Genomic DNA, 11929 nt, shown 5'->3' on the forward strand with positions numbered 1-11929 from the left:
TCTTAAAGTCACAACTCTCTATGAGCCTCTAAATCATCAGGATTTCCCGGATATCTTCTTCAGTTAGTGCTGCGGTTGCTTTTTCTTCAATAATTTCTTCAATTATGTTTCTTTTGCGATCCTGCAGTTCATTCATTTTTTCCTCAATTGTACCGCGGGCAATCAGCTTGATTACCTGGACGGTATTTTTTTGACCCATCCTGTGAGCACGATCTGCAGCCTGCTCCTCAACCGCCGGGTTCCACCATAGATCATAGAGAATCACTGTATCAGCACCTGTCAAATTCAACCCTGTCCCGCCAGCCTTCAGGGATATCAAGAAAAAGTCCCGCTCCCCTTCATTATATCGATTGCATGTCTCTACTCGTTCCTCAGATGGAGTTTGACCGTCCAGGTAAAAAAATGGAATGCCCTGATATGTCAGCTCTTTTCCAATCAGTCCAAGCATTTTTGTAAACTGCGAGAAAATAAGGACTCTTCTGCCAGAAAGCCTTGCTTCTTCGATGATTTTAAGAAGCTGCTCAAATTTGGCTGAACTCCCCTTATACCCATCCACAAACAGAGCTGGATGGCAGCAAATTTGCCTTAGTCTCGTCAGGCCGGACAGGATTTTAATCCGATTTTTACGGATTGTATCTTTATCAAGATGCTTCAGAGTTTTATGGCGAAGCTTTGCAAGATAAGCCGCATAGAGCTTTTTTTGTTCAGGCAGCAATTCGGCCGTGTCAATGGACTCAACTTTTTCAGGAAGCTCTCCCAGGACGTCTTCCTTTATCCTCCGCAGTAAAAAAGGGCGGATCCGCCGGGCGATTGTTTTTCTTGGCAAATTGCTGTACTCCTTCAATCCTTTAAAAAGCTCTGGAAATACAACCCGGAAAATAGACCACAATTCTTCTATCGAATTCTCAACAGGAGTACCTGTAAGAGCGAAGCGATGTTCAGCCTTCAACTTGAGTACTGCCTTGGCTGTCTGAGTAACAGGGTTTTTAAAGGCCTGCGCTTCATCGAAAAAGATCGTATGGAAGGACATTTTTTCATACAGGTGAATGTCCCTGCGCAGCAGCATATAAGAAGTAATGACGACATCCACATCATCCAGTTCTTTAAACAGCTTTGCCCGTTCTTTGCTTTCGCCATTGATGATGAGAGCCTGAATTTCCGGTGCAAATTTCATAAACTCACTGAGCCAGTTATACGTTAGAGATGATGGACAAACAATCAATACTGGGAGCTTCATTTTCTTTAGATCAGGGAGCACGGAGGCAATGTAGGCAATGCTTTGTAACGTTTTTCCTAGTCCCATATCATCAGCAAGGATTCCGCCAAAGCCATAGCTAGCGAGAGTTTTCATCCATTGATACCCTTGTTTCTGGTAATCCCGCAAAATCAAATCAAGTTTTTCAGGCAATTTGAATTTATTGCTTCCTGAATGGCTGATTTCGGCTAAAAATTCTTTGAATGATTGCTCTAGCATAAAAACAGCTTGATCATCGAACGAATCAAGGACCTGCATTCCCCGGATCAGCGGGAGGTTCAATCCCTTCTCCAAGTCTTCATTCTGGATGGCGCCAGCCTTTAAAAAGCGCTGGATTTCTTCAAATTCCCTTGTCTCCAGTGACATCAGAGAACCATTACGCAAACGGAAATATTTCCGTTTTTCTTCCAGCGCGTCCAAAAGCTCACGAATCTGGCTCTCTGGGATACTGTCCATTTCGAATTTGAACTCCAGCCAGTTTGTCCGCACTTTTTTCACTTTGACCCTGATTTGCGGACGTGCAGGTTCCCTGAAAATCCGATTCCTCACGGCTGTGGTAGCGTATATTTGCACTAGCTTCTGAAGCTTCGGCATCATATGATACAAAAACTCATACTCAAGATCTTCATTATGTAGATAATATCCGCCTTCTGTTTTTGCAAACGAACTCTCTTCCATCATTTCTAGGATTAAATCTTCCTTCTCCTTGTCCCTGACCAACAGTGAACCTGTCTTAGGTTCCCTGCCCTCAAATGGATTGAGAACGATATTCCCATAGTGGAATTCAAGCCCCGCAAGCAGTCGGTTATTTACGCGATCAAGGTACAATTTAGCAGTCAGCGGCGTTTTCATAAAATGCTTGGAAATATCGCCATTTATTTGTACCTCACCAAGTCTTCTCAAGCCAGGAACCACTTTTTCAACAAAAAATCCGATTTGATCCTTCGTAATCGGAATCTGTTCAGTATCTGTTGCCAAAATCATCTGTTTTAGCTCAAACAGACGAGCACAATCCTCAGTCTCAAGCTGAGTTACTTGGCCACTAACTAAAACAGAATCATATGAGTTCAGCACGGTAAGCTGTTTTAGTCCCTTTATTTTCAGGTGATAATACTTTTGAACTGTTACTTCAAAATTAAATGTTAATGGCAATTTCCCCTTAGTTATAGAAAGTCCATCAAATATTTCACCTTTATGCCCAATCTTTACATGCGGAGTCTTTGTTAGCAATGGCAGCAATTGAGTCCATATAGTAGGCGGTATGATTAAATTTTCATCATTGCTCTCTAAGCCATTCGGCAGTGAGTCGGAGTCCATTGTAACCTGAATCAACTTTTGAATGATGGCATCTGCTTCATTTTGGAAGCAATGCAGCATTGGATCATATGTGAACAAACTTGAAAGTGAATTTGTTTTCCCTTCTTTTACATCCTTTAAAAATCCACTAATGTCCTTTATTGGTATGGAACCAATCTTCATTGAAATACCAATAATGTTTTGCTTGTCGCCAGCCTCAATGGGCTTTATTAGGAACTCTGCATTTAACACTTTTCTTGTTTCGAAATGCAGCTGGTGCCCGCTCGACCTCCGTGGCTGCTCACTGAAAATAGACAGCAAGCCATCTGCCAGTCCATTTAATGAATCCTGGTTATAAGGAGCAGCTGTAGGGATTTGCTTTTGTTGATCCATCATAGCCAATAAAACAGCTGCGGTGTGCTGGCATTCATTTTTGACGGAAGCCAACTTTGGACAAGTGCAAGCCGTAACGAATCCACCATCCTCATTTGATATAACAGTTACATGGAATACATCGGCACCCGTAACGGCCGCTTCCACACGTTGATGGCTATAATTTTCAAATTTCACTTTATCTGCCCGGTAAAAAGCATCCCCACGCTTGAAGGAAACAGTTCCGCACAAATCTTTTATGATATTATGGTTCAATTTTATTTCCATGCCCTGCTTCCTCCTTTGGATGCTTTATTTTATATAAACTCTTTTCTAAAACTCTTTTAGGTAGGTGTTATAAATATGTTGAAAATTCATGAGAAAACAACTTATAGGAATCAATGTTAATAGTGTAGACTTTATCTCATCTTTTGTTAAGTATGAATGCACAAAAAAAGCATGGAGAATGACTCCAGGCTTTATATGTTTAAAATGGAAGAGAAAGCTGCCAGGAAACGCCAAACTTGTCCACTATCCATCCGAATTTCTTGCTAAAGGAATAGTCCCCTAGTGGCATCAAGGTGCTTCCACCTTCAGATAATTTTTCAAATAGATCGTCTATTTCCTGTTCGCTGCTGCAAGTCAGAAACGTGGAGTATGAAGGTGTGAATGTAAATTCATGCTGAACATAGCTGTCTATACACATAAATTCCTGTCCTTTTAGAGTAAATGTAGCCTGAATGACGCTGCCTTCTTTTCCAGGCCCTTCAGCACCATATTTTGCAATGCTGGTAATTTCAGAGTCCTCTATCAAGGAAGTATAAAAATTCATCGCTTCTTCTGCTTGACCTTCAAACATTAAAAATGGGGTTACTTTCTCCATACTAAACTAACTCCTTTGTTATTTGGTTACTCATCTGATTCCACAAAGTTCTTCAAGGAAATAAGTTTGTTATCCCAATAAAGTTCAAAAAAAGATAGCCATTCTTTTAATTCCTGCAATGGTTCTGGCTGAAGTGAAAACCGAGTTTCCCTTCCTATCCTCCTGCTCGAAACAAGCCCTGCCTCTGACAGAACAAACAGATGTTTATTAACAGCGGTCCTAGTGATTGGAAAGCTTTCTGTAATGGAAGCGATCGGCATTTCCTTGTCTGCGAGCAATTTTAATATTTGGCGGCGGGTTGGGTCAGCTATAGCCTGGAAGACATCATGCTTTGCCTCAGCAGCCCCCATGCTATGCCTCCAGGTAGGCTGGAAGTGCTTCTTTCACAATCTTATCCCAGCCGTTGTCCATTATGCCCTGGACAATTGAGTGAGGCTGTCCGAACTCAGTAGCTTTTTCAGGATCCCAGCCAGAATGAATCAGGGTGAATTCCGTTTTTTCATCAACCTGCTTCAATTCAAATACAAGATGCCAGTCCTTTCCCCAGTCAAAGCCCAAACGGTTTGGCGGAGCCAACTCAGTTACTTTACAAGGAGAATCACCAAAAGGGCCTGCATGTAGGATGAATTCTTTACCCAGTTCAGGTTCAAAAGTGTTTGGCATCCACCAGCGAGCAATCCCTTCAGAAGTAGCAACTGCTTTCCATACTTTTTCAATTGGCGCATTAAGTAAAACTGTTTTGCGGATTTCAGGTAATGTTTGCATTCTAAAACCTCCAAATATTAATAACACCTTTTAGTGTTATATTTAAATTACAACACCTTTTAGTGTTATGTCAATCTGGGTAAGAATATTTTTATTTTTTATCTAAATTAAATTCTTCCCCAAAGGTGTCTGTGATAGTAATGTTACTAATTTAATAAATCCTCAGTTTGTATGAGAGACACTCCCATCAAAGAGAGATTTCGATTCGCCCTATCCCTTTTTTGATCATTCGCACCTGCACCTTAAACATAGCCAATCGAATGACAACATGATAAGAAAAAAAAGTCCAAATCATTTCCGATGTGGACTTTGGAAAATTATCTTATATTTCAATTATGATTGGCAGGATCATCGGCTTTCTTCTTGTCTGTTGAAAAATATGCTGCCCTACCGCTTTCTTGATGCCTTGTTTAATCACATTCCATCTGTAAATATTATCTTCCTGCATGTCGGTAACTGTTTTCGTGACAATTCTGTTTACATCTCTCATTAAATCCTCTGAGTTTTTAACAAAAACAAATCCTCGCGAAATGGTATCTGGTCCTGAAATGATTTTCCGTTCTGTTTTGCTCAGCGTTAACACTATGACGAGCATACCATCCTCAGACAGCTGTTTCCTGTCTCTAAGTACAATTTCCCCGACATCACCAACGCTTACTCCATCTACATACGTATCACCAGCAGGAATGCTGCGAGTTTGTCTCGCTGTTGAATTTTCAATATCAACTACATCACCATTTTTTATAATAAACGTATTTCCCTTCTCCACTCCGACCGATTCAGCCAGCAAGCGATGATGATGCAGCATACGATATTCGCCGTGTATCGGGATGAAATACTTCGGTTTCATCAAAGTAAGCATCAGCTTCAAGTCTTCCTGGTAGCCGTGGCCAGAAACATGCATTCCTGTCGTGCTGCCTGAACCATATATGACCTTAGCGCCTAGTTTAAAAAGATTATCAATAATTCGCGATACATCTTTTTCATTTCCTGGAATTGGGGAAGCTGCCATGATCACTGTATCACCAGGGTAAATGGAAACATCGCGGAAATTACCAGTTGCAAGGCGGGCAAGAGCAGCCATTGGTTCACCCTGGCTTCCCGTACATAAAATCGCTACCTTTTCAGGATCCAGTTGGTCGACGACCTTTGGCTCAATTAGCATGCCTTCTGGTACATTCAAGTATCCGCGTTCGATTGCGACATCTACAACATTCACCATGCTCCTGCCCAGTAATGCAAGCTTTCTATTTGTCTTGATAGCAGCTTCAACAACCTGCTGTACACGATTTACATTCGATGCAAAAGTAGAAACAAAGATTTTACCATCCGCCTTCATAAATGCTTCTTCCAGGTGGCCTGCAACCATTCGTTCAGATGGTGTCAATCCGGTACGTTCTGCGTTTGTACTTTCTGATAATAAAACTGTTACGCCTTCAGTCCCGATTTGTGCCATTTTATGAATCTCAGACTGCTCATCATTTGCTGGTGTTAGGTCAAATTTGAAATCCCCCGTATGTACAACATTTCCCTCTGGTGTGTGGAATACAATTCCCAGGCAATCCGGAATGCTGTGGCTAACTTTGAAAAATGAAACTTTGACCTGGCCGAAATCGATCTGTGAATCTGAATGAACCTTGATGAGTTCAGTATCTCTTAAAAGCCTATGTTCACTTAATTTCAGTTCGATCAATCCTAATGTGAAATCAGTCGCATAAATAGGAACATTTAATTTTTTAAAGAAATATGGAACACCGCCAATATGGTCCTCATGCCCATGTGTCACGATTAAAGCACGGATTTTTTCTTTATTTTCTTCAAGATACGTTAATTCCGGGATAATTAAATCAATCCCTAACAAACTTTCATCCGGAAATTTACCACCACAGTCAACAACAAAAATGTCATCATCATACTGGATACCATACATGTTTTTCCCAATTTCGTTTATGCCGCCTAAGGCGAATATAGATAAGGTCAATTCAAATCCTCCTAATCCGAAATAGATTTTGTTAGTGTTTCCTATGTTGAGATTGTTTATTAATGGATTTCCCTAAGAGGAGGACAAATAACCAAATCCTTCAATAAAAAAACACACCCTTTAGGAAGGGTGTGTTAAAGTAGTTATTTTTCAATCCAGGTATACATATATTGTTCGTCTTCAATCTCTTTCGCTTTCTTGACCGTTTTCAGCGGCTTGAAGGTATCAATCATCACAGCAAGCTCAAGTGTTTCCTTTTTACCGATACTCGCTTCTGTTTTACCTGGATGCGGCCCATGTGGAATTCCGCTTGGATGCAATGTAATCGATCCTTCCTTGATTCCTTTCCTGCTCATGAAATTGCCTTCCACATAGTACAGCAGCTCATCACTGTTGACGTTACTGTGATAGTATGGTGCGGGAATCGCTTCCGGATGGTAATCATATAGCCGCGGTACAAATGAACAAATAACATAATTATGGCCTTCAAAAGTTTGATGGACTGGCGGCGGCTGATGGACCCGCCCGGTAATCGGCTCGAAATCCTCGATATTGAACGCCCAAGGATACAGATAGCCATCCCAGCCTACCACGTCAAGCGGATGGTGGTTCAGTACATGGCGATGAAGGTAGCCGCGCGTCTTGGTGATTATCTCGTATTCGCCTTTATCTGCAAAGGTTTGAAGTGTTTCAGGTCCGCGGATATCGCGCTCACAGAACGGGCTGTGCTCAAGCAGCTGCCCATATTCATTGCGATAACGGCGCGGAGTCGTAATCTGGCTGAACGATTCAACAATCAGTGCTTTAGTCGGTTCTGCAGTATCAGGAATAACTCGATAGATGGTTCCGATTGGAATAACAACATAGTCTCCAGGACGATATGGCAACGTTCCAAACATTGTTTCCACCAGTCCTGAGCCATGGTGGATGAACAGCATCTCATCCCCATCGCCATTACGGTAAAACTGCTTCATCGCCTCCGTTATATTCGCAGTTCCAATCAACAGGTCATCATTGCCGAGAATATACTCCCTTCCATTTAGGGCATCCCCGGTTTTCGTGATTTGATCAGTTAAAAAATGCCTGTGGTTCAAAGATCCCTGCTCTTCATATTCAGGAAGATAGCTGCCGATCAATTCACTTTTCGCAACCTCTGTAGGCATATGGTGGTGATAAAGGATCGACTGTGTTCCCGAGAAACCCTTTGTTCCCATAACCTGCTCCCTAAAAAGTGAGCCGTCTTCCTTCTTAAAAATGGTATGGCGTTTCTTCGGGATTTTTCCAAGCTGGCGGTAATACATGAAAACACCTTCCTTCTAATCTTCTATGATTTTATTTTTCAGGACACCAAGTCCGGTAATCTCAAGTTCAACTTCATCCCCTGGTTCCAGCCAGCGGTGCACATCTGTTCCAAGCTCAAGAATGCAGCCTGTTCCGACAGTCCCAGATCCGATGACTTCCCCTGGAAAAAGGCTCGTGCCTGCAGAAGCGCGCTCGATCATTTCTCCGAAGGAATAGTAAAGGTCCTTCATATTCCCCTTTGAAAGTACCTTGCCATTTACCCTTGCAGTCATTTCAAGATCATAACCCTTTTTTGCTTTAAGGGATTTTAGTTCGTCCTTTGTAATCAAATACGGACCAAAGGAAGTCGCAAAGTCCTTCCCTTTTGCAGGACCGAGGCCAACCATCATTTCCTTGCGTTGCAAATCACGGGCACTCCAGTCATTCATGATAAAAAAGCCAAAAATGTGCTGTTCAGCATCCTCAGCTTTGATATTTCGACCTTCCTTGCCAATGACACATGCGATTTCAAGCTCATAGTCGAGCCATTCACATGCTTTTGGCCTTCTGATTTCTTCTTCAGGCCCCTTAATTGCAAGGTGGTTGGTAAAATAAAATACAGGAATCTCATACCATTCTGGAATCATCTCCAGACCACGGTTTTCCCTAGCCGTTTTTACATGCTGTTCAAACGCATAAAAATCGCGCACGCTTTTTGGATTTGGCAGCGGAGCTTTTAACGAGACATCCTCCATTGGATAAGAGCCGTTCCCCGTTTCGATTAACCCTTTATATTGTTCGATATATTCCATGTACTTTTCATGGTTTTCGATAAAGGCAAGCATATTATCTGGCAGTGTTCCATTTGAGGCTTCGTGCATATCCACTGCCATATTTCTGGAGTTAATCCAGCCCGCACTGACCGAGCCATCTTTTTTCATAAACGTAATGAATTTCATGTCATCACCTATTTTCTTTGCAGTTCAAACGTTTTTGCCAGAGGCAGCGTATAAGTGGCACCAGCAAGCCTGCCTACAGGGTTTAATTTTACAGAGATGATCCTGCCGCTTTCATATAGCTCGTCACTCACATGAACATGAATTACCTTGCCGATTACCAGGCTTCCGGCACCTGCATGATCGCCGCCGAAATGGAGGACCTGATCTAATTCACATTCGAGATGGATCTGAGATTCCTTAACCCTAGGCGCTATGACTGCTAAGCTCTTTTCCTTAGTAAGACCTGAGGCCTCGAATTCATCCACTTCTGAAGAGAACTCGGTCGCACACTCGTTCATTTGCCCAACGAATTCCTCGCTGACAATATTGATGACGAATTGCTTTGTCGCTTCTATATTTTTCAGAGTATCCTTCTTCGCGCCATCCGTTCCTCTTCGCATCGGCGAAAAGCAGACCATCATCGGATCGGCACTGATCGCTGTGAAAAAGCTGAATGGAGCAAGATTGGCATTGCCGTTCTCATCCACGCTTGATACGAAGGCAATCGGCCGAGGAAGAATAGAGCCTTGCAGCAGTTTATACGCGTCTCTCCATTCAAGGGAGTCTGTTTTGATTTCCAAAGCCTACACCGCCCTTTCATGAAAAAGCTGGCCGACAACTTGCAAAATGAATTCATGATCATCACGAGTTCCGAGCGTAATCCGGAACGCTTCCTTATAAACAGGCAGCTGCATCTGTCGCACCAGTATGCCATTTTCAGTAAGCTTCTGAATAACTGGCTTGTTTGTGAACGCATATAAAAAGTTCGATTGTGACGGAAAGCTATCAATTTCAAGCTCCTTGAATTTAGCGCTCAAAAAGTCTCTTTCAATGCTATTTTTAGCTGAGCAATCCTTTACGAAGTTCTGGTCTTCCAGCGCCGCCACTGCAGCAGCCTGTGCAAGCTGGTTGACGTTAAAGACATCACGCACCTTATGGAGTTCCTTCGCGATCTCTTCATGCATAATTCCATAGCCAATGCGGAGGCTTGCGAGCCCATAGATTTTCGAAAAGGTCCTGAGAATCACTAGATTTTGATATTGTTTTAGCAAAGGCATCGTATCCAGATACTCTTCAGAATCCGCATATTCAAAATAAGCTTCATCGATGATGATTAAAACATGGGAAGGAACACTGGCTATAAAAGAAAGCAGCTCCTGTTTTGCGACGATTGTTCCAGTTGGGTTATTAGGATTGCAGACAAATACCATTTTTGTTTTTTCATTGATTGCCTGCAGCATTTTTTCAAGGTCATGCTTGCCCACTAACATAGGCACTGTAACGGCATTGCCACCTTCAATCAACACATTTGTTTTATAACGCGGAAACGTCACTTCAGCCATGACGGCTTCATCATTTTTATCGATATACGCTCTTGTGAGGAGCCTGAGGATCTCCTCTGAACCATTTGATACAAGAAAATGCTTCGGTTCAATTTGATAATGTGAGGATAATTTTTCAACGACCTTTGAAGTCAAACCATCCGGATACAAGCTAAGATTCATCGTTTCTTGGATGATCGCCTGTCGGACCATCATTGAAGTACCATACACATTTTCGTTATCGGATAACTTTCTTACTGTGGTGATTCCATATTGCTCCTTGATTTCCGCTATTGTCTGGCCGAGGGCATATGGTGTAATCCCTTCTAGTTCTGCTCGTGCTTTTACATTCATGTTCATCCCCCTAATTTGATCGCAATCTTAAATAAGAAGAAAAGGGAGCGATTGCCCCCTTTTGATCCGGCTTTTAAAGGTTGCCGCGTCTTTCTTGTTCACGTTCAATTGATTCAAATAGGGCTTTGAAGTTTCCTTCACCAAATCCTCGTGCGCCTTTACGCTGAATGATCTCGATGAACAATGTTGGACGGTCGACGATTGGCTTTGTAAAAATTTGCAGCAGATAGCCTTCGTCGTCACGATCTACTAAAATGCTAAGCTCTTTAAGCTTATCGATTTCTTCATCAATTTTCCCTACACGTTCTGACAGCATTTCATAGTAAGAGTCAGGTGTGCTTAGGAATTCTACGCCGTTTTTACGCAGCGTTGAGACTGTGCTGACGATATCCTCAGTCAGGATGGCAAGGTGCTGGACGCCAGGACCGTTATAGAACTCAAGGTATTCCTGTATCTGCGATTTGCGCTTCCCTTCAGCTGGCTCATTGATTGGGAATTTGATTCTGCCGCCGTTGTGCATAACCTTGGACATTAACGCTGAATACTCAGTCACTATGTCCTTATCTGTGAAGTGCTTCATTTCCTGGAAGCCCATTACATTGGCATAATAGTTAACCCATTCTTCCATTCTCTCAACATTGCCAACAACATGGTCGATGCCGATGAAGCCAGCATCCACAAAAGGTACATTCGTTTCATGCTCTACGAATCCCGGCATGAAAAATCCTTTGTAATCTTTTCTTTCAACAAGCGTATGGATTGTATCACCATAAGTTCCGATGATTGCCTTTTTCAAAGTGCCATGCTCATCTGAAAGCTCATGTGGAGGCTGGATTTCAATTGCGCCGCGGCTGACTGCAGATTGGTAAGCCTTTTCAACATCATCAACAGCCAACGCAATATCCTTAACACCGTCACCATGAGTTTTTACAAACTGAGCAACACGAGTGGAGTCACTATATGTTCCCGTCACCACCAAGCGAATTTTACGCTGCTGAAGAACAAATGAAGTCGTTTCACGATTGCCAGTTTCAAGGCCTGAATAGCCTACAACCTTAAAGCCGAAAGCCGTCTGAAAAAAGTGAGCCGTCTGCTTTGCATTCCCTACATAAAGCTCCAAATAATCTACATCCTTAACAGGAAAAAAATCTTCATTTGTTTGACCAGAAACCATCACTTTCTCTTCCATCCTAAAACCTCCATTTTAAATATTTATAATATTTAAAATTATTTTACATTAACTATAGCTATGCTCTCAAGAACACGATGTAAAGCTATAATGCTTTTACGTGGTGAAGGGAAATGATTTTTTCACACTTTTTCGATCTTGATTTGAAAATAATATTTATTTGAAGATCCAAAAGTATCTTTTTATACGTTTTTTCTATCAATCTATCTTTAAAATGAGCAGTTTAATTTTTT

10 protein-coding genes are annotated in these 11929 nt (G+C 42.0%); all 10 read right to left on the bottom strand.

Going from position 1 to position 11929, the window contains the following annotated elements; genetic code table 11:
- Window positions 1-28 precede the first annotated feature (28 nt).
- The 10 genes from V7654_RS08565 to hppD all read right to left on the bottom strand — a co-directional run bounded on the left by V7654_RS08565 (window position 29) and on the right by hppD (window position 11696).
- Window positions 29-3211, bottom strand: coding sequence for a DEAD/DEAH box helicase (locus V7654_RS08565; RefSeq protein ID WP_335429923.1), 3183 nt, complete (start codon window positions 3209-3211; stop codon window positions 29-31).
- 199 nt (window positions 3212-3410) lie between these two features.
- The gene (locus tag V7654_RS08570) at window positions 3411-3806 is read right to left on the bottom strand and encodes a VOC family protein (protein ID WP_335429924.1); all 396 of its coding nucleotides are present in this window, start codon (window positions 3804-3806) and stop codon (window positions 3411-3413) included.
- 26 nt (window positions 3807-3832) lie between these two features.
- Window positions 3833-4156 carry an ArsR/SmtB family transcription factor gene (locus tag V7654_RS08575; RefSeq protein ID WP_335429925.1) on the bottom strand — a complete coding sequence of 108 codons (324 nt, stop codon included), beginning with the start codon at window positions 4154-4156 and terminating at the stop codon, window positions 3833-3835.
- Between the two features lies 1 nt (window position 4157).
- Window positions 4158-4571: an SRPBCC family protein gene (locus tag V7654_RS08580; protein ID WP_335429926.1), complete on the bottom strand. Its 414-nt coding sequence runs from the start codon at window positions 4569-4571 to the stop codon at window positions 4158-4160.
- A gap of 322 nt (window positions 4572-4893) precedes the next feature.
- A complete protein-coding gene (locus tag V7654_RS08585; protein ID WP_438825273.1) occupies window positions 4894-6501 on the bottom strand; it encodes a ribonuclease J in 1608 nt (535 codons plus the stop codon).
- Between the two features lie 194 nt (window positions 6502-6695).
- Window positions 6696-7853 (bottom strand): homogentisate 1,2-dioxygenase, encoded by a 1158-nt coding sequence (locus V7654_RS08590; protein WP_335429928.1) that lies wholly within the window; start codon window positions 7851-7853, stop codon window positions 6696-6698.
- Between the two features lie 15 nt (window positions 7854-7868).
- Window positions 7869-8792, bottom strand: coding sequence for a fumarylacetoacetate hydrolase family protein (locus V7654_RS08595; RefSeq protein ID WP_335429929.1), 924 nt, complete (start codon window positions 8790-8792; stop codon window positions 7869-7871).
- Between the two features lie 8 nt (window positions 8793-8800).
- On the bottom strand, window positions 8801-9412 hold the full coding sequence (locus tag V7654_RS08600; protein WP_335429930.1) for a flavin reductase family protein: 612 nt from the start codon (window positions 9410-9412) through the stop codon (window positions 8801-8803).
- Window positions 9413-9415: 3 nt separating this feature from the next.
- Window positions 9416-10507, bottom strand: coding sequence for a histidinol-phosphate transaminase (gene hisC, locus V7654_RS08605; protein WP_335429931.1), 1092 nt, complete (start codon window positions 10505-10507; stop codon window positions 9416-9418).
- 73 nt (window positions 10508-10580) lie between these two features.
- Window positions 10581-11696, bottom strand: coding sequence for a 4-hydroxyphenylpyruvate dioxygenase (gene hppD / locus V7654_RS08610; RefSeq protein ID WP_335429932.1), 1116 nt, complete (start codon window positions 11694-11696; stop codon window positions 10581-10583).
- Window positions 11697-11929 lie beyond the last annotated feature (233 nt).

The organism is Bacillus sp. JJ1609, assembly GCF_036967045.1.
Taxonomy (GTDB): domain Bacteria; phylum Bacillota; class Bacilli; order Bacillales; family Cytobacillaceae; genus Mesobacillus.

Coding starts and splice junctions, on each gene's coding strand:
- hppD (WP_335429932.1), bottom strand. CDS start 11,696: ATGGAAGAGAAAGTGATGGTTTCTGGTCAAACAAATGAAGATTTTTTT.
- V7654_RS08565 (WP_335429923.1), bottom strand. CDS start 3,211: ATGGAAATAAAATTGAACCATAATATCATAAAAGATTTGTGCGGAACT.
- V7654_RS08595 (WP_335429929.1), bottom strand. CDS start 8,792: ATGAAATTCATTACGTTTATGAAAAAAGATGGCTCGGTCAGTGCGGGC.
- V7654_RS08580 (WP_335429926.1), bottom strand. CDS start 4,571: ATGCAAACATTACCTGAAATCCGCAAAACAGTTTTACTTAATGCGCCA.
- V7654_RS08590 (WP_335429928.1), bottom strand. CDS start 7,853: ATGTATTACCGCCAGCTTGGAAAAATCCCGAAGAAACGCCATACCATT.
- V7654_RS08570 (WP_335429924.1), bottom strand. CDS start 3,806: ATGGAGAAAGTAACCCCATTTTTAATGTTTGAAGGTCAAGCAGAAGAA.
- hisC (WP_335429931.1), bottom strand. CDS start 10,507: ATGAATGTAAAAGCACGAGCAGAACTAGAAGGGATTACACCATATGCC.
- V7654_RS08575 (WP_335429925.1), bottom strand. CDS start 4,156: ATGGGGGCTGCTGAGGCAAAGCATGATGTCTTCCAGGCTATAGCTGAC.
- V7654_RS08585 (WP_438825273.1), bottom strand. CDS start 6,501: ATGTATGGTATCCAGTATGATGATGACATTTTTGTTGTTGACTGTGGT.